Origin of the sequence: Mesorhizobium sp. CAU 1741 (genome assembly GCF_039839275.1) — a bacterium.
GTDB lineage: Bacteria > Pseudomonadota > Alphaproteobacteria > Rhizobiales > Rhizobiaceae > Aerobium.
Window position 1 is genome coordinate 295851 of sequence record NZ_JBDOQP010000002.1, and the last position, 26055, is coordinate 321905.

22 protein-coding genes are annotated in these 26055 nt (G+C 62.0%); 10 read left to right on the top strand and 12 right to left on the bottom strand.

Translation table 11 applies throughout. The annotated features are described in order from the left end of the window. Positions 1 to 88 precede the first annotated feature (88 nt). Positions 89 to 979 (top strand): LysR family transcriptional regulator, encoded by an 891-nt coding sequence (locus tag AAFN84_RS08380; protein WP_347514108.1) that lies wholly within the window; start codon positions 89 to 91, stop codon positions 977 to 979. Between the two features lie 124 nt (positions 980 to 1103). Here AAFN84_RS08380 and AAFN84_RS08385 read toward each other — a convergent pair whose 3' ends face one another. Together AAFN84_RS08385 and AAFN84_RS08390 are read right to left on the bottom strand one after the other, a co-directional pair. Then, on the bottom strand, positions 1104 to 1946 hold the full coding sequence (locus AAFN84_RS08385; protein WP_347514109.1) for an NAD(P)H-binding protein: 843 nt from the start codon (positions 1944 to 1946) through the stop codon (positions 1104 to 1106). Next, positions 1943 to 2473 (bottom strand): nuclear transport factor 2 family protein, encoded by a 531-nt coding sequence (locus AAFN84_RS08390; RefSeq protein WP_347514110.1) that lies wholly within the window; start codon positions 2471 to 2473, stop codon positions 1943 to 1945. Before AAFN84_RS08390 ends, AAFN84_RS08385 begins: the two co-directional genes overlap by 4 nt. On the opposite strand from AAFN84_RS08390, the gene AAFN84_RS08395 reads away from it, so the two are divergent. From AAFN84_RS08395 to AAFN84_RS08410, 4 genes are all read left to right on the top strand, one after another. Then, positions 2463 to 3101, top strand: a complete 639-nt coding sequence (locus tag AAFN84_RS08395; protein ID WP_347514111.1) for a TetR/AcrR family transcriptional regulator — start codon at positions 2463 to 2465, stop codon at positions 3099 to 3101. The genes AAFN84_RS08390 and AAFN84_RS08395 overlap by 11 nt on opposite strands. A 364-nt stretch (positions 3102 to 3465) precedes the next feature. Then, positions 3466 to 3942, top strand: a complete 477-nt coding sequence (locus AAFN84_RS08400) for a pyridoxamine 5'-phosphate oxidase family protein (RefSeq protein ID WP_347514112.1) — start codon at positions 3466 to 3468, stop codon at positions 3940 to 3942. 282 nt (positions 3943 to 4224) lie between these two features. Continuing rightward, complete coding sequence (locus AAFN84_RS08405; protein ID WP_347514113.1) at positions 4225 to 5442, top strand: DUF4214 domain-containing protein; 1218 nt, start codon at positions 4225 to 4227, stop codon at positions 5440 to 5442. 184 nt (positions 5443 to 5626) lie between these two features. After that, positions 5627 to 6490, top strand: coding sequence for a DUF4214 domain-containing protein (locus AAFN84_RS08410; protein WP_347514114.1), 864 nt, complete (start codon positions 5627 to 5629; stop codon positions 6488 to 6490). Between the two features lie 98 nt (positions 6491 to 6588). Here the strand turns inward: AAFN84_RS08410 and AAFN84_RS08415 are convergent, their stop codons facing one another. The 3 genes from AAFN84_RS08415 to AAFN84_RS08425 form a co-directional block, all read right to left on the bottom strand. Next, positions 6589 to 7872: a TRAP transporter large permease gene (locus AAFN84_RS08415; protein WP_347514115.1), complete on the bottom strand. Its 1284-nt coding sequence runs from the start codon at positions 7870 to 7872 to the stop codon at positions 6589 to 6591. Positions 7873 to 7897: 25 nt separating this feature from the next. Beyond that, positions 7898 to 8413: a TRAP transporter small permease gene (locus AAFN84_RS08420; RefSeq protein WP_347514116.1), complete on the bottom strand. Its 516-nt coding sequence runs from the start codon at positions 8411 to 8413 to the stop codon at positions 7898 to 7900. Between the two features lie 69 nt (positions 8414 to 8482). Then, positions 8483 to 9478 carry a TRAP transporter substrate-binding protein gene (locus AAFN84_RS08425; RefSeq protein ID WP_347514117.1) on the bottom strand — a complete coding sequence of 332 codons (996 nt, stop codon included), beginning with the start codon at positions 9476 to 9478 and terminating at the stop codon, positions 8483 to 8485. Positions 9479 to 9707: 229 nt separating this feature from the next. Here AAFN84_RS08425 and AAFN84_RS08430 point away from each other — a divergent pair, with 229 nt between their 5' ends. Beyond that, entirely contained in the window at positions 9708 to 10964 is a 1257-nt protein-coding gene (locus tag AAFN84_RS08430) for a GNAT family N-acetyltransferase (protein ID WP_347514118.1), read from the top strand. Here AAFN84_RS08430 and AAFN84_RS08435 read toward each other — a convergent pair. The 4 genes from AAFN84_RS08435 to AAFN84_RS08450 all read right to left on the bottom strand — a co-directional run bounded on the left by AAFN84_RS08435 (position 10943) and on the right by AAFN84_RS08450 (position 16395). Further along, entirely contained in the window at positions 10943 to 12337 is a 1395-nt protein-coding gene (locus AAFN84_RS08435; RefSeq protein ID WP_347514119.1) for a lipopolysaccharide biosynthesis protein, read from the bottom strand. The two genes, AAFN84_RS08430 and AAFN84_RS08435, sit on opposite strands and share 22 nt — an antisense overlap. Next, complete coding sequence (locus AAFN84_RS08440) at positions 12327 to 13442, bottom strand: GNAT family N-acetyltransferase (RefSeq protein WP_347514120.1); 1116 nt, start codon at positions 13440 to 13442, stop codon at positions 12327 to 12329. Before AAFN84_RS08440 ends, AAFN84_RS08435 begins: the two co-directional genes overlap by 11 nt. Positions 13443 to 13556: 114 nt before the next feature. Continuing rightward, positions 13557 to 14492 (bottom strand): hypothetical protein, encoded by a 936-nt coding sequence (locus AAFN84_RS08445; protein ID WP_347514121.1) that lies wholly within the window; start codon positions 14490 to 14492, stop codon positions 13557 to 13559. Positions 14493 to 14775: 283 nt separating this feature from the next. After that, positions 14776 to 16395: a GumC family protein gene (locus AAFN84_RS08450; protein WP_347514122.1), complete on the bottom strand. Its 1620-nt coding sequence runs from the start codon at positions 16393 to 16395 to the stop codon at positions 14776 to 14778. A 223-nt stretch (positions 16396 to 16618) separates the two neighbouring features. Between AAFN84_RS08450 and AAFN84_RS08455 the strand changes: the two genes are divergently transcribed. From AAFN84_RS08455 to AAFN84_RS08470, 4 genes are all read left to right on the top strand, one after another. Beyond that, the gene (locus AAFN84_RS08455; RefSeq protein WP_347514123.1) at positions 16619 to 17917 is read left to right on the top strand and encodes an O-antigen ligase family protein; all 1299 of its coding nucleotides are present in this window, start codon (positions 16619 to 16621) and stop codon (positions 17915 to 17917) included. A 34-nt stretch (positions 17918 to 17951) separates the two neighbouring features. Continuing rightward, complete coding sequence (locus AAFN84_RS08460) at positions 17952 to 19088, top strand: glycosyltransferase family 4 protein (RefSeq protein WP_347514124.1); 1137 nt, start codon at positions 17952 to 17954, stop codon at positions 19086 to 19088. Next, entirely contained in the window at positions 19085 to 20629 is a 1545-nt protein-coding gene (locus tag AAFN84_RS08465) for a hypothetical protein (RefSeq protein WP_347514125.1), read from the top strand. Before AAFN84_RS08460 ends, AAFN84_RS08465 begins: the two co-directional genes overlap by 4 nt. 135 nt (positions 20630 to 20764) lie before the next feature. Next, positions 20765 to 21193 carry a L,D-transpeptidase gene (locus AAFN84_RS08470; protein ID WP_347514126.1) on the top strand — a complete coding sequence of 143 codons (429 nt, stop codon included), beginning with the start codon at positions 20765 to 20767 and terminating at the stop codon, positions 21191 to 21193. A gap of 3 nt (positions 21194 to 21196) precedes the next feature. On the opposite strand, the gene AAFN84_RS08475 is transcribed toward AAFN84_RS08470, so the two are convergent. The 3 genes from AAFN84_RS08475 to AAFN84_RS08485 are packed head-to-tail and all read right to left on the bottom strand — an operon-like array spanning position 21197 to position 25927. After that, the gene (locus AAFN84_RS08475; RefSeq protein WP_347514127.1) at positions 21197 to 22348 is read right to left on the bottom strand and encodes an osmoprotectant NAGGN system M42 family peptidase; all 1152 of its coding nucleotides are present in this window, start codon (positions 22346 to 22348) and stop codon (positions 21197 to 21199) included. Positions 22349 to 22350: 2 nt separating this feature from the next. After that, on the bottom strand, positions 22351 to 24147 hold the full coding sequence (ngg, locus tag AAFN84_RS08480; RefSeq protein WP_347514128.1) for an N-acetylglutaminylglutamine synthetase: 1797 nt from the start codon (positions 24145 to 24147) through the stop codon (positions 22351 to 22353). 4 nt (positions 24148 to 24151) lie between these two features. Beyond that, on the bottom strand, positions 24152 to 25927 hold the full coding sequence (locus AAFN84_RS08485; protein ID WP_347515080.1) for an N-acetylglutaminylglutamine amidotransferase: 1776 nt from the start codon (positions 25925 to 25927) through the stop codon (positions 24152 to 24154). Positions 25928 to 26055 lie beyond the last annotated feature (128 nt).

Consider the following 26055-nt stretch of genomic DNA (forward strand, 5'->3'; position numbering starts at 1 on the left):
GGGCGATGGCGCAGGATCATCTATTTGCGTGTTGAGCGGCAGACCTCTAGATTCTCTATCAGTTATAAGGAAAACTTTGGGGGCTTTGATGGATCTCCTAGCCGCGATGGGCACTTTCGTCAGAGTGGCCGAACTGGGAAGCCTGTCTGCGGCGGGCCGGGACTTGAAGCTTTCCCAGCCTGCCGTCAGCCAGAAGATCACCGCGCTGGAACAGCATCTGGGCGTGCGGCTGCTCAACAGGACCACACGTCACGTGGCGCTGACCGAGGCAGGGCGGCGATATTATTCGCTGGTCAAGCCAGTTCTCGCTGCGGTTGACGAGGCGACCGAAATGGTCGCCGGCGCCGACAGCCCGTTGCGGGGTCACCTTCGCATTCAGGCGCCAACCGGCTTCGGCCAGATGTATCTTGCCGATATCGCAATCGCGTTTCAGTTGAAGCACCCCGGTCTCACCACTGAGCTGATGCTGGACGACCGCTTTGTGGATCTGACCGAGCAGGCCGTCGATCTGGCCGTTCGCTTCGGCACCCTGCAGCCCTCCGGCATCATAGCGCGGCGGCTCGGCACGCTCCGGCGCATTCTGGTTGCCGCACCCGCCTACCTTGCAAAGCATGGTACGCCCGAGACGCCTGAAGAGCTTTCGGCACACCGGCAGGTGCGGTTCAGTTGGGCTGCAACCGACGACGTCATGCCATTGGCAGGTCCGGCCGGGTCACGGCTGGTAGCGGTGCCGACCAGCTTCCTCGCCAACAATACGTTCGTGCTCACCAAGGCACTCGTGGCGGGGCTTGGCTTGGGCGGCGCGCAGCTGCCCCAGATACGGGCCGAACTTGCGACCGGCAAATTGGTCCAGATCATGCCCGCCTACCAATATGCCCCACTCGACGTTCATGCTGTCTATCCCACGTCGCATTTCCTTCCGGCGAAGGTCAGGGCATTCACGGATCACCTTAGAAGTGCTCTTTCAGAAATCATCTGACCGCGCCGATCTCGCATGACAAGGCTCGATTGTGCGGGTGCTCAGACTCCCGACCACCCGTTGACGACGTCGCACCCGCCGGATCTGTGCGCCGTGGGCGACCGACGGTGCAGTCGCCTTTCGATCAGAGCGCGGATTTCGCCCAGGCCGTGGCATTTCTTGTCACGAAGTCCTGAAAGGAGCGTGCGGGAAGACCGGTTACGTCGGATACATTTTCCGTGGTGCGATCTTCCGCCCCCGTGGCAATGGCCAAATCCATCTCAGCCAGCCCGGACGCAAAGCCGGCAGGCACGCCGAAGGAGACAAACCGGTCCGTCATCTGCTGCCCGGTCAATCGGCGATGGCGAATATCGCGGCCGGTTGTCCTGGAAATGACAGCCGCGACCTCGTCGTAGGACAGCGTCCCTGGCCCTGTCAGGACCAGATCCCCGCTCTTGAAATTAGGCTCCGTCAGGGCAACGCTGGCTACGGCGGCAATGTCTTCGGCATCGATGAAGCCCACCCGTCCATCGCCGGTCGCCGAATAGATAGCGTCCTCGCCAACGATGGTCGGCAGATGCTGCTGTTCGGAAAAATTCTGCATGAACCAGCTCGGGCGCAATACCGTCCAGGACGGGACGTTGCTTCGCAGCCAGCCATGAACCTGTCCCATCATCGGCCCACCTTCGTCGAGTGACGAGGCGCTGAGAAGGACAAATCGCGTTACGCCGAGCTGCAAGGCTCGCTGGAGAAATGGCAGCATGACTGGAAGCGGATCGACGACGCCGGGAGGTGCGACGAGGTAGACCGCGCGAACGCCGTCGAGGGCCTCGAGATGCGTTTCGGGCGCCATCCAGTCAAATCGAACCGCGTCTTCGCCTTTCGCAGTACGCAAGGCCTGCCGTGGACGGATGCGCATGCCGCGCAATTGGCTGACGAGGCGACGTCCCGTCTTGCCGCTTGCTCCCGTGATCAGAATGCGGTTCACGACGGCAGACCTTCCGGCTTCCCCGCAGATGCAACCCCGCCAAGAGCCTCCGTCAAAACCAGAGGGTTCCAGTAGTCCAGATAGTTGACAATATACCCCCCCGCGACGGTGACGACCGAAATGTAGCGCTGGTTGTAAGGCAGGCCCGTTGCCACCGCCCTTCCGACACATCGCATTTGCAGGATGAATACGCCTGGGGTCTGGCTGGGATGGACGATCAGATCATGGAAGCTATCGATGTCGATCAGCCCTTCGAGGCTCGCCAGATGGCGCCGCACCGCTTCACGTCCATGAAGTCGCAATGGTTCGTTGGCGGTGACATAAGGAAATTCCATCACCCCATCTTCGGCCATCATCTCAACGAAGCTGTTGGCTGTCGGGACGAGATTGTCGCCCAATGCGGTTCGCAGCAGAGCGGCGAAACTGGCCATTTTGTCTGGACTTGACGTGGAATTCATAGAATAAGCTCCTGATGGATGGAACGGTTGTGTTCCGTCCATATATGGGTGAGCTTCGATGATACGCAAGCGTTCCGACGAATTGATCGCCGAAAAACCGCGTCGCGTGCCGAGCGGCGCCGCGACCATGCGGCCCGCGGTGACAGATGCCCTGACGCGAGCGCTGTTTGAGGAATGGGCCGAGTTTGGCTATGTGGGCATCAGCCTGGAGCGCGTTGCGCAACGCGCCGGTGTCGGCAAGGCCGCGCTTTACCGGCGCTGGCCGTCAAAGCTGGCGATGGTCATCGAACGCTTGGAAGTCGTTGGTATCGACCTCGCACCGTTGATCGATACCGGGACACTGGCTGGTGACATCAGGACGATGCTGCTTCAGATAAGGCGCATCCTCAGACACCGATTGGTGCGTCGCATCCTGCCGGATCTGCATGCCGAGATGCAACGCAACCCGGCGTTGGCTAACGATATCCGCGGGCGCCTGCAACGCGAACGACGTCGCCGGGCAGCCACCGTGCTGGAACGCGCCATAGCCCGTGGCGAGCTACCGGCAACGGTCGACACAAAGCTCTTCAGCGATGCTGCTGGCGGTCTGCTCTATTGGCGCATGATCATCACGCGCGAGACGGCGGACCGCAGCTATATCGAGGGACTGGTGCGCTTCATCATCGCCGGACTGTTGCAGAATGCGGGTTCACGGTGACGCGGGAGGACCCGCAATGTGCCAGGATCGCTCAAACGGTGAATAGATGAAACGGCAGCTTGTGCCCGCAACGCGAGCCGCCAGTTCGATCCCACCCGGACGACACGACGTGTCCTCTGAGATTTCGCGCGCTCGACCGGGAACCATTTTCCTGCCTCTGCATTTATTGGATGCAGGTTCCCCTCGCCTGCGAAAGTTCCCTACCCCGAAGAATGGCTGGCCCCTACGCCAGCCATTCTTTTTTTGGTCTGCCCCTGGCCTAAGTGCGGTGAGGCGCCGGGCGATTGTTCCTGGCGAAATCAGTGGAACATAGCTGCTCTCGGCCTCGTTCTAGTCCCACAACGAACGAGCAAGGAGACGCCCAATGGCCACTGATGATGTCGCACGCGTGTGGAAGTTGATGGAGGATATCGGGTTCTGCATGCTGTCGACGCGCGAGGGAGAAGATATCCGCTCGCGTCCGATGGCTGCGCATGTCGAGCGTGACGAGCACGCAATCTATTTCCTGACCGACGCGAGCAGTCACAAGGATGACGAGATCAAGGCGGAGCCCAACGTGTCGCTGGCATTCGCGGATGCAAGCGACCAGACCTATGTCGCGGTCACCGGCCGCGCGGAGGTGTCCAATGACCGCGCGAAGATACGCGAATTGTGGTCGACGCCTGCGAAGGCGTGGTGGGACAATCCGGACGACCCGAGCATCCGGGTGCTGAAGGTTTCGCCGAAGGATGCGCAGTACTGGGATAGCCCGGGCACCGTCGTGAGCACCGTAAAGATGCTCGCAGCCGCGGTAAGCGGTTCACGACCGGACCTGGGCGATAGCGCCAAGGTTCGGCTGTAACGGCGTAATTCTCCGGGGACCGGGCATTGGGGTTCGGTCCCCCAACATCTTCGTTAACGTGATTGGCGTGGCCGGTGGCTCGCCGCTTCCCCGTCTGTCAAACGCACGTTAAGGTTGACGCAATCGTCCTTGTCGTATCGTCTGGTTGCCGTTGCTATCCAGACTTGCCCAGAGGACGATCCATTGGACTATACACCAACTGAACAAGACATCTTCGCGCTCACAGGATACGATCTAGCGAACCGTTGGAACGCGGGACACTCGCTAAGCACGCCCACGGTCGTGACATACAGTTTCGCGGAGGTTCAGGCCGACTACGATTCGTCTGCACGGCCTGGATTCGCGGGCTATTCCGAAGACCACAAGGTGCATGTGCGCGAGGGCCTTGCCCTCTGGGCCCGGGACACCGGACTGACCTTTGTCGAGGTGCCCGACGCAATCAGCGGCCAGATACGCTTCGGCATGTACGACATGAGCGGCGAACTGAACGCCGACGGCAATCCGTTGAGTGGAAAGGCAAGCACGCCCAGCCCCTATTTCGACCTGCCAATGAACGAGAACACGCGGTGGGGCGGCGACGTGTGGTTGAACAGCGGCTTTTATGCCGGCGATTCAAACGAGATCGCCCCCGGCAATCGCGGCTACTCCATCCTCATTCACGAGATCGGACACGCGCTCGGCTTCAAGCATCCGTTTCAAGGCGATCCCACGATCGACCCGGACCGTGACAACGGCTCCTACACCATCATGGCCTACGACCGCCCATGGTCGACCGTCGAACTCGGCCCCATCGATCTCGCGGCCGCGCGCCTCTACTATGGACAAACCTCCAACGAGGCCAGATTTGATGCCGCGACGCAGAAAGTCGTCATCAGCGGCGACACGAACCTGATCCTGGGAACCGAACTGTCCGACCGGATCGAGGCAGGTGACGGAAACGATCTCATCCTTGCCAGCGGAGGCAGCGACGAGGTCTTCGGGGGCCTGGGAACCGACGTTTTCCGGATTCTCGGGCCCGCGTCGGGCTACGCCGCTACTGTCTCGGGCAACACCGCGAATGTCGCGGGTCATCAACTGTTCGACGTCGAGCGGATTCAGTTCACCGACGGGATTCTCGCCCTTGATGTCGAGGGTGTCGCCGGTCAGGCCTACCGCATCTATCAGGCGGCCTTCGCCCGCACGCCTGACGACGCCGGGCTGCGATACTGGATCGACGCGATGGACAACGGCACCGACCTCGCAGCCCTGGGCGAGAGTTTCGTGGGATCTGCCGAGTTCGCCGACCTCTATGCCGGCATCGACTCGACGGACGCATACGTAAACCAGCTCTACAGGAACATCCTCGACCGCGATGGCGAGCCGAGCGGCGTTGCCTATTGGGCCGAGCAGATCGACAGCGGTGCGCTCGACATGGCACAGGTCCTGACCGGGTTCTCGGAGAGTCCAGAAAATGTCGCGCGCGTCTCCCCTTCGATAGAAGATGGCATCTGGCTGACTTAGACGGTCAACCGGGCGCGCTGCCTGGTGACGGACGCAGGAGACGACCTCGCGTCTCCATTTTCGTCTTCGGATTTGCAGAATCTCCAACCTCCAGTGCAACAACGCGCCTGGGTGACGTAGAGGAATTGACAGGCCAGCGTTAACGCTATTATTTCGCCCGTGAAGAACACGGAGAGGAATACTGATGGACTATGAAATCACGCTGGGGGACCTGCAGGGCTACCTGCAATTGGTGCAGGGTCTCGAGATCACCGATTTCAACGCGCTTTTCGACCAGGTCGAGGAGTTGCTGAGAGCCTATGGCGTCTGGGATGAAGAGATCGCAGCGAATCTCAATCTCGCTCGGCAGGAGTTGGCCGCGAATCCCGAACTCTTCAATCTCGGCAAGGCCGAGTTCGAAGCACAGATCAACACGTTGCTTGCGAAGTATCCGGCCGACACGCCGATCAAGGACATCCCCGAGCTCAACGGCGGTGTCGGTCCGGTCGACCCGGGTCCCGATCCGGATATCGACATCGGCGACATCAATTTCGAAGCGGTAGCCGCGGCGTTCGCCGACGTCACGGTCGATTACGATCCGGCTACCGGCATCATTTCCGTCAACGGTGCAGGCTACCAGTTCGATGCTTCTGTCGTTGATCGCCTGGCATTCCTCGATGGCTATCTGGCTTTCGATTTCGACGGCGTCGCGGGCCAGTCCTACCGCATCTATCAGGCCGCGTTCGACCGCACGCCGGATACAGCGGGCTTGTCCTACTGGATCGATGACATGGATGCCGGCACGACATTGCTCGACGTCGCCGCGGGCTTCATCGCGTCGGCCGAATTCCAGGCGGTGTACGGCGTCAATCCGACGGCAGCCGAATTCGTTTCCAAGCTCTACCTGAACGTTCTTGGTCGCGATGGCGAAGCTGCGGGCCTGGCCTATTGGGAAGGCCAGCTCAATGCCGGCGTCTCCATGGCACAGGTTCTGGCCAGCATCGCTGAGAGTGACGAGAACAAGGCTGGCGTAGCCGGCGCCATCGAAGACGGCATCTGGTACGTCTGAGGCATCAGCGCCGCCGCACCGGTTGGCGCATCCTCAAAACGAAGAACCCCGCGAGGCACTCGCGGGGTTCTTTTTTGCGCAAAGACGTTTGGTCCTACTCAGAACCCGCTGACATGCGGGAGCCATGTCGAGAAGCTCGGCACGAAGGTCAGCAGCATCAGGACGATCACGTGCGCGATGAAGAATGGCGGCATCTCGCGCACCAGATCGGTGACCCTCAGTTTCACCGCAGATGACACAACGAAGAGAAGGCTGCCCACGGGTGGCGTGATCAGGCCGAGCGTCAGGTTCACGATCACGACCATGGCGAACTGGATCGGGTCGATGCCCAGCGAATGTGCGATCGGCGCCAGGATCGGCACGAGCACCATGACACCGGGCAACGGATCCATGAAAAGGCCGAAAGCCAGCAGGAGCACGTTGATCGCGAGCAGGAAGACGAAGGGGCTCAGTTCCCAGCCGGCGATGATCGCGGCGAGCGATTGCGGCACGCTCTGAATGATCAACACCCAGGCGAAGGCGCGCGCTGCCGCCAGGATCAGCAGCACGGCGATGCTGACCAGCGCAGCCCGCAGCACGATGTCGGGAATGTCGCGGATCCTCAGCGAACGGTAGATGAACATGCCACAGGCAAGCGCGTAGAACACCGCCACCACCGAGGCTTCGGTAGGCGTGAATATGCCCGCACGGATGCCGCCGATGATGATGACGATGAGCATCAGCGCCGGCAGCGCGTAGAAGCTCGTCCTGACCATTTCACGCGCCGAAGGCCGGGGCTCGGAGCTGCGGTAGCCGCGCTGGCGACAGACATACCAGTTGGCCGCGCACAGGACGACCATCATCATCAGGCCCGGCACGATGCCGGCCATGAACAGGGCTCCGACCGACACCTCCTCGACCTGCATGGCGTAGAGGATCATGATGATCGAGGGCGGGATGATCGGACCGATCACGGCGGAGGCCGCCGTCAACGCGCCGGCATAGGCCCTGTCGTAGCCCCCCTTCTCCATCATCCGGATCATCATGGCGCCGGGGCCCGCCGCATCGGCCAGCGCGGAACCCGATATGCCGGCGAACATCGTCGAGGAGAGCACGTTCGCATAGCCGAGACCGCCGCGGAAATGGCCGACGAACTGCGAGGCGAAGCGCAGCAAGATGTGCGTCATCGCCCCACCGCTCATCAGTTCGGCCGCAAGGATGAAGAACGGCACCGCCATCAGAGGAAAGCTGTCGAGGCCGGAGAACATCTCCTTGGGAATGACGATCAGAGGATAGCTGGAACCGAAGAACACGGCGAGAGCGGCTGCCATCGCCATTGCGAAGGCCACCGGCACGCCGATGACCAGCAGAACGAAGAAGGAAAGGAAGAGTATCGCGATCATCGCTGTTGCCGCCTGTGCATCCGCGTCATCCCGCTGACGCCTGCCGGTCCACGTCGCCAACCTGGGCATCTTCGAGCGTCTCGCCGAGAAAGTAGCTCCTGGCGACAAGCAGGAAATGAAGCACCAGCAGAGCGAAACCGATCGGCATTGCCGCATAGACGTAGCTGAACGGGATGCGGGTCGCGGGGGTCATCTGGCGCCCCATGCGCGACATGTAATCGTAACCGATCCAGATCATCACGGCGCAGAAGCAGAGCAACAGCAGCCCGATCAGCACACGCAGGATTCGCTGACCGTTCGTCGGCAAGACGTCATGGAGATTGGTGATGGCGACGTGCCCACCGATGCGCAGCACCATACCCGCGCCCAGAAACGTCATCCAGATCATCAGGTAGCGTGCCACTTCCTCGGCCCAGGTGAGCGAGAAATTGGTGAGATAACGCATCGAGACATTGGTGAAGACGATCACCGACATTGCCGAGAGAAGCGCGACGAGAACCCATTTGTTGAGTTCCACGAAAAGACGTTCGAAAGTCTTCACCGCTGGCTCCTTCGTTGGTGCCGGCGCGAGATGCCCGCGCCGGCATTGGTCGCATCGTGCCTGAACGGCTTACTTGGTAGCGATGATCCGGTCGATCAGATCCTTGCTGTAGGTCTCGTAGTAGGTCTCGTAGGCACCGCCAAGCGCCTCCTGGAACGCGGCCTTCTGCTCGACCGTGAGCTCACCGACTTCCATGCCTTCTTCCTTGAGCTGGGCGATGCCGGAGGTCTCGACCTCATCGACAAACCCGCGCATCGCGGTGACCGCTTCGGACGTCGCCTTCCTGAACAGTTCTTGGTCCTCGGGGGACATGCCGTCCCACAACTGCTGGGACACGAGCAGCATCGCCGGCGAGTATACATGACCGGAAACGGTCAGGTATTTCTGGACTTCGGAAAGCTTTGCAGAGGTGATCACCGAGAGGGGATTTTCCTGTCCGTCGATGGTTCCCTGCTGCAGGGCGCCGATCACCTCGGGCCATGCCATCGGCGTGGGCGCCGCGCCCAGCGTCTCGAAGGCGGTGATGTGGATCGGGTTTTCCATCGTGCGCAGCTTCAGGCCGGCGACGTCATCGGGGCCGCCGATCTCGTTGCGGTTGTTGGTGATGTGGCGGAAGCCCTGCTCGCCCCAGGCCAGCGCGACCAGGCCGGCATCGCTGAACTTGGCGAGGATATCCTGGCCAATCGGGCCGTCGAGCACCGTGCGGGCGTGGTCCAGATCGCGGAACAGGAACGGAATGTCGAACACGCCCGTCTCGGGAACGAAGTTCGACAGCGTTCCGGACGAGACGATGGTCGCTTCGATCGTGCCGAGCTGCAGACCTTCGATCACTTCGCGCTCACCGCCGAGGCCGGACGACGGGAAATGCGTGAAGGAATAGCGATCGCCGGCTTCGGCTTCCACCACCTCTTCCCACTTGTTGGCGGCGACGCCGTAGTGAGAGGTGTTTGCCAGCGCGTAGCCGAGCTTGATTTCCTGTTGCGCGCTCGCCGCTCCGGAAAAGCCGAGGGTCATGATCGCCGCGCCCGCCACGGCCATCGCCGCGCGTCTCGTAATATAAGCCATTTTTATTTCTCCCTGTTGTGCAGGTAGTGCTGTCGAAGCAGTGCCGGCCCAGTGCCGACGGCTCCTCCATTCGCGCAGCCACCCTTGAGGCTGCGTATCCGTTTCAGCCGAACCCAGTCAAGGCAAGTTTGCGCTTGCTGTCCCTCGACAGTCCATTCAGCCATATTTAGCTTTTCGGCGGCATGGTGCCGACAGGCATTGACGGGCATATTCAAGTGGGGAGACAGACGTGGCCGACAGGGGAGCGAGCGCGGAGCATCGACGGCATTCCCGGGAAGGCTTCGTGCTCGAGTTGCACGAGGCCCCTCGCCTCGGTGACATTCAGCGAACCCTTGCCGCGGAAGGCAACGAATTCATCGCCACGCCCTTCCAGAGAGCCCGCTTCCTGGAAGCCTTCTGCCGGCACGTGCCGCGCAACTGCACGCCCTTCATCGTGACGGTAAGGGAACGTTCCTCTAGCCGGCTCGCCATGGTGCTGCCGCTGCTCAAGCGCCAGGCGGCGGCGCTGAGCTACATCGAAGCGACCGACCTCGGCCTGTCGGACTATTTCGCTCCCAAAGTCGCGGCCTGGTTCTCGCCAACGCCGCACCAGATGGCCGACATATGGGCGCAGCTTCGCAAGGTCCTGCCCCAGGCGGACATACTGTCTCTGAAAAAGCTGCCCGGAGAGTTGCAGCCAGGCAGGGCCAATCCGCTGGTGCTGCTGCCGGACACGGTCGACATGGGAACGGCCACCAAGACGCTCGAACTCGACGATGTCGACCACCCACAGCACTACAAGCGATCCGGGCTCTACAAGGATGGTATGCGCAATCTGCGCAAGCTCGGCACACTGGGTGACGTGGAATTTCGCGTCGCGGAGAGCGAGGCTCAGGCTCTTGACCTGTTCGAGCAACTGGTCGCGCAGCGTAGGCGCCGCTTCGTTGCGCTCGAACGTGAAGACCCCTTCATGGATGAGTCCGTACAGGCATTCTACAGGGATGTGATTACGAACGGTGCGCCGAAAGGCGAGGTGCTCTTTGGCGGCCTCTTCCTGAACGGAGAATGCATTGCCACCGACATGGGCCTCGTCGACGGCGATACGCATCATGGCCTGATCACCACGATGAACGGTGACGAGTTGCGCCGCTACTCGCCCGGCACCATCGCTTTCATGCTCATTCTAGACGAGACGATGGCGCGCGGCATTCGCTACTACGATATCGGCGTCGGCGAATTCGCCTACAAGCAGCGACTGAGCGGCACCGAGATGCGGCTTTACGAGCGCCACGAGCCGTTAAGCCTTCGGGGCCGGGTGGCGCTCGCCGATGCAACGGCGCGACGCCTCGTCAGGCACGGGATCGCGCGCTATCCGCAACTGCGTGGCCCGGCGGAAGCGGTAAGGAGCCGGCTTCGCAAGATGCGCAAGTGGGTGCCTGCAACGGCCGCGCCCCTGCCCGACTGGGAACGCTTGCAGGTGGCATTTCACGCGATAGGCGTCGCATAGGCCGTTCGTGATCCACGCCTGATCAGTCTGATGATTGTGGGATCGAGCGCCGTCAGGAGTTTGACTTCGCGCCGCATCATTGCTGCAGCCACCAGGAATGACGCCGCGGTTGCGCACACCGCACCCATCACGCCGAACGAGGGAATGAGCGCGAGCAGCGCTGCCACGCGCAAGGCGACTGATACCGCGATAATCCTCAGATATCGGCCCTCGTGGCCCGTAAGCATCAATATTGATCCACAGGGACGGGCCATGCCGACCGCCGCCGTTCCGAGACAGAGGACCAGCAACTCTGGAAAGTAGGTCGCATAGTCTTCGTTGATGAAATCGAGGACGAAGTAGCCACCTACGGCAACGCCGAGCATCCCGGTTGCCATGAATGCAACCGTGATCCAGGCAAGTCCGTCGAGGAACTCAGAGAGCTCGTCATGGCTCTCCTGAAAATACAGGCGGGGGAAGTGCCGTGTGGAAAACAGGTTAATGGAGTCGGCGGCAGCGGCAAAGAGATTGGCAAGTCGGACGGTCACGAAGTAGGCACCAGCCACCGTCGGGCTCACAAGATAGCCAATGATCAAGACATCAACGTACTGATTGGTGGCTTCAAGGCAATTGGAGGCCCACAATTTTGCGGATCGCCACAACCACGCCTTACGGTCAACCCTGGCACGTGTGTTGCCAAGGTTTGGAAATAGCCGTGCCACCATCCTGTGCATCATGAACAGATGCACACTAAGCGCGAGGACTGTCCCTATTGCCAGGCTTACGAACACCATCGACACTGTCGCGTCGGCCTGCGTCGCGATGCTCCAGGCGAGATAGGCGATCGCCGGCGAAAGCTGCAGGAGATTTCCCAGGCCGTCGCCCGCTGCCACGCCAATCGACGTGCGCAGGAGATGATTGGATATCTGAAGCATCGCGGCAAACGCCATGAAGCATGTAACTGCCAACGCGGTCTGGGAATCGAAAGACCAGGACAGCACCGGCAGCAGGACCACCGAGATCGTCAGGCTTCCGAACGCGCTCAACACAAAGCTGAATAGGAACGTCCCCTTCAATCCCGCAGCGTCGCCGCTCAGGAAAAACTCGTTCCAGCCACGGATGACGAACAGTTCCTGCCCCGCCGCCGCGACGATCAAGAGCAGTCCAGCTGCTGAATAAAGCACGGAGTAGTAGCCGAAACCGAGCGTATCAAGTGCGCGGGCGGCAAGTGCGATCAGGGTAAAGTTGAGGACCACCATCATGACCTTGATCAGGATCACGACGGCCATTCCTCGCACATCAGGGCGGCGAAGCAGCTCTTTGACACGTTGCCCGATGGTAGGGTTGCTCATCGGTGCTGTTGCCGATGAGTCCGAGCCCACGCTATCGAACATTTGGAACCAGCTCCCGCAAGATGTTCTTCAACGGCTTCGAATGGTGATAGATAAGTGAGATCGCAGCCCCGGTCGGCGTCAGCGAACGGGTCGTATTGCGCATCGGCATTTCCGTGGGCCGGAAATGCTGTTTATATCCCGGGTCTCCAAGTCCCATGTCGAAATGGGTGTGGCCCTCTCCCAGCCTCTGCTGAATAAGGCGGTAGATGATCTGGTTGCCAGCGGACATCCGCGCGAAGCGATTGGTATCAGCGCCAATGAGGACGGGGTGGAATTGCCCTTTTCCCGCTGGTCCGAAAAGCACTGCGATCGGTTCGCCCGCCAGGTAGCTCACATAGGTGATCGCGTCGCCACGGGACGCGCCGGCAACCGCGAAGTCACTGTAAAAGTCGAAGTAGGTTTTTTTCGATAGCGGGCTCGCCTTCTGCCGATCGATCTGCGCTTCGCGCAAGAATTCAAAAGCAGCGCGGATCTCGCGCTCATCAACAGCGGTGCGGTGCTCGTAGCTGCCGTGCTCCCGCTCTGCTTGCCTCTGCAATCTGCCGAGTTCCTTCGTAAACTTCTTATTGAGAACCCGCGATCGCCAGTGATCGAAATCGTTGCCGATTTCGCATTCATATCCGGCGTTTTCGCCAGCGCTGCTCTTGCTGGCATCGAGCAGTCGAGACATGTCGAAGCCGTCGGAGCGCACCTTTCTGAACATCACGACATCAGACCCCTTGAAAGTCTTTCGCAGTTGCTCGCGAAACAGTGGATCTGCTGCCAGATGTGTCAATTCGGCGCTATCGCCGACGGGTGCGTTGTAGTCGCACACGCCAAAGTCCGCGAACTGAGAGATTGCCACTCCGTGCGAGCGCTGTGACACCAGGGGGATGACCGCGATCGGCTCGCCGCCGGTCGTTCGCCGAACCACCACAGTGGCCTGCGTTGCCGCAATTTCCGGCAAGAAGCGATCGTGGAGCATGTGCTGCCAGAGCGGCGACTGAAACGCCGTCGCTCCGTGCGCCTCGTAAAGAACGCGATATTCAGGCGACAGGAAGTCGAAGCGCTCCTCGCGGTTGACTGTCCAGTCTGTCGTGGTCTCGCGCAACGGCAAAGTCGGCATGCTGCATCCTCGTAGAGTGGCCAGTGTCGTCTCGCACCAGCGAAGACTATTGGCCGGGTTCTTGGCAGGAACGGCCGATCCGCCAGGCGGTCGTTCCTGCAGGCACAATCTCGGTCAGGCGATCGGTGAACGCCCGGCTGATGCGTGCGGGTCAAGTTTGAAGTCCCGGCGCTTGATGACGTCGCCCTTGATCTGCCGTCCCATTTTCTTCCACAGGAAGGCCGATGCGGCTTTCGGATAAACGTGAAGTCCGGACGGCTTGGTGGACGGATTGTCGACGCCGAGCGTGCGTCGCAACACGCCATTGCCATAATGCACGGCGTAGGAGTTCCAGATGTCCTTCGTCCAGTGCTCCATGGTCACCGAAATATTCAGGCAGTCGTGATTATGGACGCGGTGAGGCGCATAGAGCGGCCACGTCACCATCTCCCCTGGCTGCAGATCGACAACCGTCGCGTAATCGTCGAACCATGGCTCGTAGGGCATGTTCTCGTCGGTCTCACGAAGCAGAATCTTCTCAACATGGCTGCCAGCCACGAACACTTCTGAGCGAGGATAGAGATAGACGCGCTTGACGCCTTCGATCTGCCAGAGTGACTGACCCTGAATGTCTGCGTGATAGTAGACATTCGCATCGGGCGACGAGACGAGTACGCCCATATTGCGCTTGAACGTCTCGAAGCCAGGCATGCGTCCCTGAAACTCGCTGAAGATGTCGTCCAGGAGCCTTCGATACTCCGGCGCCCAGTCCATGACACGACGGATGTTCATCCATATGCGTCCCTTCTCGATCGCCTCGAGAGCCTGGAGACCGCTCGCGTCGCCAAGAACACCGTAAAGGCGTTCCTTGTTGTTGGTGTCGGTGTCCATCGACTCGATTCCGAGTTCACGAGCCGGGCACCGTTCGATCAGACGTCCGATAGCCTCCCGCGTGAACATGCCGCTTTCACGCAGGCGATGATTGAGCCGGACGACCTCGTTGCCGAAGAGACGCTCATGACGCCCTTCCCAGTTACTGATGATGTCGCCATTCATGACCATCGAGTTCATTTTGATGCTCTCCCTGTAAGTGTTCCGCCCGCAGCGCGCGTGGATGACAAGAGGACGATACGAATGCTTTTTCTTGCAACTGTCCCATCGTTGAACAGCCAAGAAGGTACAATCCGTTACTGCAGGAAGCATGCCGAAGCGGTTAAAGCCTCTGGGGCGATCCCAAGAGCGGTTAATATTCCGTCACCAGCACTTCGGAAATTGTTGCAATGAGAGGCCACACGATCAATGCATCGTGCAGCCCGACTCCGCGTGCATACTATTTAGATTTCCAGCCGCTGCTTCAACGCCGTGCGTAGGGGTCGTACGGCAGGTCCTCGCGTGCCAGCCTGCCGCGCGGATCGTGTGCGGTCTGTCGAGGCGCCGCTCGACGCGGCGCGGCGTTCAGCAACGAGCCGGGTGCGGCGGGCACCGGATCGGTTGGTTGCAGCGGCTGCTGCTGCGACCTGGCCGGGGGGGACGCGGTCCGGCGCGGAGCAGCGCCCGTCCTTGGCAAGGGTTGGCGGGACGGGCCGCGATGCATGTCGGTCGCTATGCCGAAAACCAGCACGCCCAGGCTGCCGAGGGTGAACCCAGCAGCACCTCCGAAGGCGACCGCCTGCTTCAGGCTCGGCGGCCAACTCCGCGAGCGCGGCGGAATAGGTGGCGAGATGACACGGACATTGGTGCTGTCGAGTTGCTGGCGCTCGGTGGCCACGCGCGAGCGGGCAAGGAAATTCTCGTAGATGGTGCTGCGCGCGGCAGCTTCCCTCGTCAGTTCGCGAAGTCTGATCTGCGCTTCGTTCTCTGAAAAGACGTCGCTCGATACCTCGGTCGCTTCGCTCTCGAGCGCCGCAACGACCGACCGGGCTTGTTCCAATTCGTTCTGCGCGGCACGCAAGAGGCGCTGAACTTCAGCCTCGATCTCGCTTTGCAGCGAACGCAGTTCCAATTCGATACTCTGGCGGCGCGGATGGCGTGGCCCCAGCGTTGCCGACTGCGCGTCGGATTGTTGTTTCAAAGTGGCATATTGTGTCCGCAGCGCAGACAACGTCGACGACTGGATCGCCATCGAGTTGCTGTCGCCGGACGCGAGTGCGTCATAACGGGACTGGGCGGCGATCAAGCGCTCGCGCGCTTCGCGAAGCTGGCCGTCGACCTGCGACATCGACCGGCTGCTGATCAGTTCGCCGCTGCTGACGCGAAGGCCGTTGGCCTGCCGGAACGCCTCGACCTCCTCTTCGGCGTCGTTGACGCCGGCACGCAGTTCGGAAAGGCGCGCCGACAGCGCCGCTGCCGTCCGTCCTGCGCCTTCGGCATCGCCCGCGATCAGTTCCGCCTTGAATTCCTCGATGATCACCTCGGAGATGCGGACCGATTTCTGCGCATCGCGACTCCAGACAGACAGCGTGATGACGAAGGATCGCTCGTCGCGGCGAGCAGTTGCGCGGCGCCGCAACGCATCGAGCGCCACGATGGCGGGATCGACCCGTGGTCCCCCTTGCCCAACCCCGAAGCTGAAGCTGAACGGCGATCGTGGTGGTATGAATTCCTCGTCGCTGGTCAGGTCGAGCCGATCGACGACGCGCAAGAGCACATTGCGCGACAACAGCGTCTGAAGCTTGCCGTCGACGTTGAGCAGTTGCGTGTCGCGCTGCTCCGATCGCCCGTAGAGATCGTCGGTGACGACCTGAAGCCCGGACGGATCGACCAGAATTTCACTCGTCACCGTGTAGCGATGCGGGGTGACCACGGCATAGGTGACAGCCAGCACGACGCCGACGATCGCAGCGCCGACGATCCAGCGGAACTTGACTCGAAGCCAGTGGAGAAGCCGGGCAATGTCGATCTGGAGGTAGTGCTCCAGAGCCTGCGCGTCGCCCCTGTTATGTCGATGTGCCTCCGTGGGCTGGCGGCGCGTCATTCCCCGATCACCTCTTCTTGCCGGCCGGAACTCCTCACCGTTCCTCCCAACCTTATGGTCGAGCAGCGTTAATGATCGGTTACGTGCAGGCGCGCAGGCGTCGGAGCGAGGAGGCGGCGGCTCTTGGTTAGCGCCGCGTTAACGATTGGCGGCTAGGCTGCGGCATAGGATTGGGCCTGGATGGCCCCGCGCATTCGGCGAGGAAGGCCGGCGGAACCGCCGCATGACCATTTCGAAACGCACCTTCAACGTCGTCCTCTTCATTTTCTTCCTGCTGTCGATGTGGTTGCCGGGCGAAGAGATGCCGGCGATTCTCACCCCGCTTCGGTATGTGGTGTTCCTGACCCTGTCCGGATTCATCATTTTCACAGCCTACATGGCGGTGGGGCTTCGTGTTCCAAGAAGTGCCGAAGCGGCATTGATCTCGACCTTTCTCTTCTACGTTTCGCTTTCGGCATTCTGGAGCGTTCAGCAACCCGACACTTACATCAAGGCGATGCTTATCCTCGCCGCGATGCTGACCTGTTTGAGCATCGCCAATCTCAAGCCACTGGATGAGACGCTCCGCATACTCTTCGCGGCGACAGCGACATTCGTGGTCGCCTCCGTGTTCGTCGCCGTCCTCGTGCCCTCGATCGGGGTGGAGACCGGCTGGGAACATGCAGGCAAATGGAAAGGGCTTTCGCCACAGAAGAACGGCATGGGAGCGCTCTCCGCGCTTACCCTTGTCGCCGGCCTTGCGATACCCCTGCGGCCGCGGGCGACCCCGGGTCGGCAGGCATGGGCGCTGGCGGGTCGTTCAATTGTCGTGGCGCTAGCCGCACTCGGCGTCTACATGGCGGGCTCGCGCGGTGCACAACTGACCTCACTGCTCGGGATTGCTTCGCTGCTTCTCGCCTATGCCCCCCGACTGCTTCAGAGACTAGTACTCCTCGCGCTGCTGCTGTTCTCGGTCCCGCTGATCAATCTCGGCGTGTCCACCTTTGTCATCGACGCCGACAAGATCGGCATCGTCGGCCTGACGATCGACACAAACAGCAGAACCACGATCTGGGAGTATGGGCTCACGCAGATGGCCGGGCGAGAGTTGTTCGGCCACGGCGTCAGCGGGTTCTGGACCGAAGAACGAATGATCGCGTTCCAGGACATTCACGGCTGGGTGCTCGACAATTTCCACAACGGATACATCACCATCCTGGTCGAAGGCGGGGTGGTCGGCTTCCTTCTGTTCACGCTCGGTCTCGCACTTTGCTATGTCCTGCTGCTGGTGGCGATCGGCACCATGAAGGACCGGTTCCTCGCACTCGCCTTCGCGCTTCTCAACAGCTTCGCCGTGGGCAACCTGGTGGAGAACGAAGCGGGCCGATCGACTTCCTCGTCGATCATCATCTTCGCCGTGATCGCCTTCTCGCTTCGCTCCTACATCAGCGAGCGCCTTGCGGAGAATGACGGGAAACGCTTTGTTGACCACAGCGGCACAATGCCCGCGCGCTTAACCGGGCCGAAGCCACACAGGGTTTAGCAGTCAGTCTCCCGAAACCAGCGATTGCCGACCCATGACCGCCAGCCGCGGAAGCCGCCCGCCTCGAATTCTCTTCGTGCAGACCCAGGCCGAGATGGCCGGCGCACAGGAAATCTCGCGCCTGCTCGGCAATGAACTGGCTTCAGCGGCCGGCGGCGGCTTCGAGGTTCATCACCTCTTCCTTTATCGCAAAACCGCTGGCTGCGATGGGTTTCCGAATGTGCAATTCGTCGCTCGCGAACGCCCACGCGGGCCATTCGATGCCATGCGCTTCATCGGCCGGCTCTTCGCGATCATCCGTCGCCTGCGACCGGACGTCGTTCTGACGTTCCAGCACTATGGCAACATCGTCGCCGCACCGGCCGCACGATTGGTCGGCGTGCCGCGGATCATCGCAAACCATGTCTCCGCGCCGGCCACGATCAGCGGCCCGGTGCGTTTCATCGACAGGCTCGTCGGGCTCGCGGGGTTCTACGACGTCATTACCGTCAATTCCCAGGCGACGCGGCGCGACTATCAGGCCTATCCCTCGCGCTATACACGGCGCATCGTGCATGTGCCGCACGGCTTTTCCCAGCGCACGAGCAGCCTTGCAAAGCAGGATGCACGCGCGCGGTTCGGTCTTCCTCGCGACGTGCCGCTGATGGGGACGGTTGCCAGGCTGCATCCACTCAAGCGGATCGATCTTGCCGTCGCCACGCTGACCCATCTACCCACCGCCCATCTCGCCATCGCCGGACAGGGACCGGATCTGGAACGGCTTCGATCGATCGCGCGAGAACACGGTGTGGCCGAACGCGTGCATTTCGCGGGCGAGATGGACGCAGATGCCGTTGGCGATTTCCTGGCGGGGCTGGACCTTTTCGTCTTTCCCAGCGAGGCGGAAACTTTTGGACTGGCTGCCGTCGAAGCTGCGCAAGCGGGTGTTCCCGTCGTGGCGCAGGATCTGCCCGTGCTGCGCGAAGTGCTTGATGTCGACGGTGAACCGTGTGCGGTCTTCGTCGACGCCAGCGATACGCCCGCTTTCGCCAAAGCCATCAGCCAGGTGATGGAGGACGCATGCATCGCGGAGCATCTCTCGACACTCGGACGCCGCCTGTCCGAGCGCTATTCGGTCGGCGCAATGGTCGATGCCTATCGTGCCCTGATCGTTGGTGAGGAGGACCGATGAACGCGCGCCAATCGATCCGCATCGTCGCCGACGCTCACGCTCTTTCGGCTTTCGTACCGGCGCTGGCGGAACGGCTGGCGCGCCGGCCCGGGTCAAGCGTCACCGTCGAAATCTCTTCCACCGGAGCGATGCGTGACACCGCGCTGGAAACTCTGTTGACCTTGGAACGAATGGTCCTGCGGCGTGGCAGGTCATGCTGGTCGGACCTCATCGGGGAAGACAGGCTCAACGCGTTACTCGGCATCCCCTCCACCGCCGAGCCAGATATCGTCATCGATCTGACCGAGGCCGGCGTCGAGCATGCAACCGCCAAGGTCTTGCGGCCTCTCTATGACGGCGCGCCGGGAGAATCAGCACTTGCCTCCGCGCTGTTCTTCAACGGCACGCCGCAAATCTCCATCTTGAGCAGCAGTCCCGGCGAAGAAGTGGTTGTCGTCGCAAACGGCGTCGCGTCGCTGGAGGCCGCGAGCGGCATCGGCGGCGCGATGGAGGCCGTGTGGTCGCGGGTCCTCATGCTGATCGAGAAGGCCCTGGCTTCGCCACGCGAAACAGGACAGGCCCCTACGCGCGCGGTGCATCCGCTGACGCGCTCCGACGTGGTTCGCCGCAGCTCGAAGATGACGGCAATGGCCGCCGCGCGCGCGGCATATCGGCTATGCTGCCATGCGCCTCACTGGCGCGTCGGCTGGCGACACACGACGGAGGCTCAGGACGTTTGGAGCCGGCGGGATCTCGGCGGAAAGGCCTGGAACATCCTTGCCGATCCCGGCGATCATTTCTACGCAGACCCTTTTCCGTTCCGCCATGGCGGCCGCGACCACCTGTTCTTCGAGGACCTCGACCACAAGACCAACAAGGGCATCATATCGGTCGTCGTGTTTGACGAGGATGGCGTGCCCGGCCCAGTCGTACCCGTCATTGAAGAACCTTGGCATCTCTCCTATCCGTTCCTCATCGAGGCCGACGGAGAAATCTGGATGATCCCGGAAGCCTCGTTGAGCGGCGAGGTCAGCATCTACCGTGCCGTCGACTTCCCCCATCGCTGGCAGCGCCACGGCGCATTGCTCAGCGGCCTGGAGGCGGCCGATGCGACCGTCGTCCAGCATGAAGGCCGGTTCTACATGTTCGCGGTGGTGCGCGACGGCGTCGGAGGATACTCGGACGCTCTGTCGATCTGGCACGCCGACGGGCTCTTCGACCCCTGGCTGCCGCATGCGGGCAATCCGGTAATGGTGGATGACAGGTCCGCACGGCCAGCCGGCAATTTCGTCATCCAGAATGGCGCACTGATGCGACCGGTCCAGGATTGTCGGCACGGCTATGGCGCGGCGTTGAACCTCGCGCGCATCGACCATCTCGATCCCGAGCACTTCGAACAGTCGATCGAGACACATCTGGCGCCGGGCGTTGCTGCCTGGCCCGGCCGCAGGCTGCACACGCTCAATCGCGCCGGCACGCTCGAAGCCATCGATGGCAGCATCATTCGCCCGAAGTTGGGTCTGGCGGCATCTGTGGTTGACCGCGCCAACCGCCCAATATAGTCCGCCATGTCAGCTCGCGACCATGCCGCAGGCAAGGATAAATTCATCCTGCTCTTTCATAACAAGAAAATGAATTGGTGCTAGATTTTTACTACTCTAACTTGTTCATGTCTTAGGCAGGGGTTTGGGAAAATCATGAAACTGTTCGCAAGCATCGCGCTGGCGTTTGCTGTGACGCTCGGCGCGTCCGGTACCGTCCAGGCCAACACGCTCGTCGCAAATGTCGACATATCCTCCCAGACGATGACCGTGACCCATCGCGGAAAGGTCAAGTATCGCTGGAAGGTATCGACGGCGCGCCCGGGCAAGATCACGCCATCGGGAACATGGTCGGCGAAGTGGCTGTCCAAGAACCACAAGTCGAGCCGTTACAACAACGCACCGATGCCGTACTCGATCTTCTACAGCGGCAACTATGCGGTCCACGGCACAAACCAGGTCAACCGGCTCGGCCGGCCGGCTTCCGCCGGCTGCGTGCGGCTGCATCCGGACAATGCGCGGGTTCTGTTCGAACTGGCGCAGCGTGAAGGGCTGAAGAACACACGCATCATCGTCAGGCGCTAAGGGCTACTCGACGCTGGGGATGTTCTCGGGATCGAACTCCGGCTGGTCCGCCTGCGCGGTGGGCTGGCGGGGGAACCCCTTGCGTCCCGACACCTCCTTGGTGTCGCGCGGGATCTCCAGCGGACTGGCGGCATAGGCGGCAACGAGTTCGGCGACTGAATTCAGCGCATGGACATGGATGCGCTCGTAGCCATGCGAGGCGTCGATGCCGAATGTCGCGAGCGCGGTGCGCACGTCGTGCCCTGCCTCGATCGCCGAGGCGGAGTCCGAGCGGTAGTAGCGGAAAAGATCCTTCTGGAACGGGATGTTCTCCTCCCGACAGAGATCGACGAGCTTCTTTGTCAGGTGATAGTCGAAGGGCCCGGCCTGGTCGGCCATGGCGATCGTCACCCCGAATTCCGACGAGTTCTGTCCCGGTGCCGTGGTGCCGTTGTCGATCGTCACCATGGACGCGATCTCGGACGTAACGATCGACGCCGCGCCGACGCCGACTTCCTCGGCGATGGTGAAGAGCCAGTGGACATCCACCGGCGTGGTGATCTGCTCGCGCTCCAGCGCCTCGATCGCCGCCAGCGAGATGGCCACGCCGGCCTTGTCGTCGAGATGGCGCGAGTTGATGTAGCCGTTATCGAGGAACTCGGCGCCTGTGTCGAAGGCGACGAAGTCGCCGACGTCGATGCCCAGCGCACGTGTCTCGGAACGCGATTGCGTAATCGCGTCGATCCTGAGTTCGACATAATCCCAACCGACAGGCAGCGTGTCGACCTCGTCGTTGAAGGTGTGACCCGAGGCCTTGAGCGGCAGCACGGTACCGCGGAAGCTGCCCTGCTCACTATAAAGCGTCACCCGTCCGCCTTCCGCGAAGCGCGCCGACCAGTGGCCGATGGGCACGAGTTCGAGGCGGCCGTTCTCCTTGACCAGCTTCACCTGGGCGCCAAGCGTGTCGAGATGCGCGACGATGGCCCGCGCGCCCTTGCGGCGGCTGCCCTGGCGCACGGCACGGATGGCGCCGCGCCGTGTCAGTTCCGGCGTGAGGCCGAGACGCTCGAGCTCGCGCGAGCAGTGGTGCACGACCTGGTCGGTGTAGCCGGTCGGACTGTCGATGGAGAGCAGCGCCTTCAGCTGCGCAACGAGGTAGTCTTCGTCAATTCTCATGGTCACAATTTGCCGAGAGCCTGGGCAGCCGCGCGGTGTCCCGAAAGTGGAAATAGCAGGTCGATAAAGCGTTCCGCCGTCGGCTGCGGTTCATGGTTGGCCAGGCCGGGTCGCTCATTCGCCTCGATGAAGACATAGTCGGGCTCGCTCGGCGAACGCACCATGAAATCGATGCCGACGACCGGGATGTCGATCGCGCGCGCGGCAGCGACCGCCGCTTCCACCAGCCGGTGGTGGACGACGCCCGTCACGTCATGGATCGAACCGCCGGTGTGCAGGTTGGCGGCCTTGCGCACCACCACCTCCTGGCCCTCGTCCGGCACGCTGTCGAGCGTGAGGCCGGAGGCGGCGAGACAACGCTCCGTCTCTGCATCGATCGGTATCTTGCTTTCGCCACCCGTCGCAGCGGCGCGTCGGCGCGACTGGCTGGCGATCAGGCTGCGTATCTTCTTGGTGCCGTCTCCGACAATGCGCGGCGGTCGCCGCACGGCGGCAGCCACCAGCTTGAAGTCGATGACGACGAGCCGCAGATCCTCGCCGTCGAAGCATGCTTCGATGAGCACCCGGTCACACACTTCGCGGGCCACCGAAACCGCACGTTCGACGTCGTCTATCGTCTCCAGGCCGACGGCAACGCCGCGACCCTGCTCGCCGCGGGCCGGCTTGACGACGACGCGCCGGTGCTTTTCCAGGAACGCCTTGATGGCATCCGTGTCGCCGGTCGCCGTCATCTGCTCTGGCACCATGAGTCCAGCGCGCTCGACGACGCGGCGCGTGACGGCCTTGTCGTCGCAGATCGACATCGCCACGCCAGACGTCAGCTCCGACAGGCTTTCGCGGCAGTGCACCGAGCGACCACCATGGGAAAGCCGGAAGAAGCCACCCTCCGCGTCGGTGATCTCCACATGGACGCCACGCCGATGCGCCTCGTCGACGATGAGGCGCGCGTACGGGTTGAGTTCGTCATACGCTTCGAGGGGTCGCGCGAAGAGCTTTTCGTTGATCGGGTTCTTGCGCTTCACCGCGAAGACCGGGACGCGCCGAAAGCCGAGCTTTTCATACAAAGCGATCGCCTGGTCGTTGTCGTGCAGGACCGACAGATCCATGTAGGCGGCGCCACGGGCCGAGAAGTGCTCGGCCAGGCGGCGCACCAGCATCTCGCCGATGCCGGGATGGCGCGCCTGAGGGTCGACCGCCAGGCACCAAAGCGACGAGCCATGCTCGGGATCGTCGAAGGCGCGGCCATGGTCGATGCCGGTCACCGTGCCGATGATCTCGCCGGATGCATCGTCCTCCGCGACAAAATAGGTGATCGCCCGGTTGTCGCGGTTCGACCAGAAGAAGTCCGGCCTGACCTGTACCATGCCACGCGCCGTATAGATGCGGTTGACCGCGCGGGCGTCAGCCTCGGACGAAAGGCGCCGTACGAAATACCCGCCCGACTGGCGACGGCTGGAACGATAGGTCGACAGGTCGAGACGGAAAGTGTGTGAGGGGTCGAGGAACACCTCCTGCGGGGCGGCTGCCAGCAGCACGTGCGGATCGCGGACGTAGAGTGCGATGTCGCGCCGCTCCGCGCCCTCCTGGCGCAAGGCGTCCAGCAAATCCTCCGCCTCGGAAAATGTCTGCGCGAATATCAGGCGCCCCCACCCGCAGTCGACGGATGCCGCCTCCTGCGAGGCGGCATCTCCGGGGGCAGATCCCTGGAACGGTTGCAGGGACTCCGCGCGCATGCGTTTCAGTCGATGGGCAAGCGCCTTGTCCGAACGTGCTGCCCCTTTGCCGTTCTCCTTCGTCATGCCGTCATATCCCATGCGTCTGCATCCACATCTCAAGAAGACCGGCCTGCCACAGCTCCGAACCCTGCAGCGGCGTGATGTGCTCCGTGGGGTTGGTGAAGAGCTGCTGCAGATAGTCTTCCCGGAAGATGCCGCGTTCTTTCGCGACGCGGGAGGTCAGCGCATCCCGGACCATATCGAGATACGGACCGTCGACATATTTGAGCTGCGGAACCGGGAAGTAACCCTTCTTGCGGTCGATCACCTGGTGGGGAACGACAAGCCGCGCCGCGTCCTTCAGCACACCCTTGCCGTTTTCACGAAGCTTCTCTTCCGGCGGAATCTTCGCGGCCAGCTCGACCAGTTCATGGTCGAGGAAGGGCACGCGCGCCTCCAGGCCCCAGGCCATCGTCATGTTGTCGACGCGCTTGACCGGGTCATCGACCAGCATCACCTGGCTGTCCAGGCGCAGAGCAGCATCGACCGGCGTGTCGGCGCCGGGGCGGCGCAGATGCTCGGCGACCAGCGCGAGACTTGCATCCTCGTCGGGCAGCCAATCCGGGTTCACATGGGCCTTCATCTTCTCATGCGAGCGGTCGAAGAAGACGCGGGCGTAGTCGCCGACGACGTCGTTCGAGGAAGCCAGCGGAGGGTACCAGTGGTAGCCGCCGAAAACCTCGTCGGCGCCCTGCCCCGACTGCACAACCTTGATGTGCTTCGAGACCTCCTCGGCCAGCAGATAGAAGCCGACATTGTCGTAGGACACCATCGGTTCCGACATGGCGGCGAAGACGCTCGGCAGCGCACCCATCAGCCGGTCCGAAGGAACGAAGATCTTGTGGTGGTCGGTATCGAAGTGCTCGGCAATAAGATCCGAATAGACGAACTCGTCGCCCTTCTCGCCATTGGCTTCCTCGAAGCCGACCGAGAACGTCATCAGGCCTTTCTGGCCTTCCTCGGCAAGGAGACCGACGATCATGCTGGAATCGACACCGCCGGACAGAAGCACGCCGACAGGAACGTCGGCGACCATGCGGCGGCGAACCGCGGTCCGCAGCGCGTCGAGCACCATGTCGCGCCAGTCCTGCGACGACAGGCCGGACAGCGAGGAGTCCCGCTCGTGGGGCGGCGACCAGTAGACGGTGTCGGACTTGCGGCCGTCCGGCTCGATCACGCGTATCGTCGCCGGCGGCAGCTTGCGCACGCCATTGATGATGGTGCGTGGCGGCGGCACGACGGCATGGAACGACAGGTAATGATGCAGCGCATGGCGGTCGATCGACGTGTCGATGTCGCCGCTCTTGACCAGAGCCGGCAGCGACGACGCGAAGCGGATCGCATGTGGCGTTTCCGCAAGGTAGAGCGGCTTGATGCCGAATCGATCGCGGGCCATGACCACGCGCCCGGTATCGCGCTCGTGGATGACGAAGGCGAACATGCCGTGGAAGCGGTTGACGCATTCCTTGCCCCAGGCGTGCCACGCCTTGAGGATGACCTCCGTGTCGCCATGCGAGAAGAAATTATAGCCCTTGGCTTCGAGTTCGCGGCGCAGCTCAGGATAGTTGTAGATGCAGCCATTGAACGCGATGGAAAGCCCCAACTCGCCGTCGACCATGGGCTGCCGCGCCTTTTCGGTCAGATCGATGATCTTGAGCCGCCGGTGGGCAAGCGCCGCGTTGTTGTGGATCACCAAGCCGGAGCCGTCGGGTCCACGCGGCGCGAGCGCGTCCATCATTCTGGTCTGGGCGAGAGCCGAGGGCTGCGCGCCGTCGAAGCGTACTTCTCCGCAAATTCCACACACGTTTGGGTCAAGACCTCCGTTGTCGTTCAAAAATATCGCTCCAGCATAGGGATTATGCCGGGCAAGCGAAACCTGGCCGGTGGAAAACCTGCCGTTTTTGGAACGCTCCCTGGCAATCGAGGTTCCCT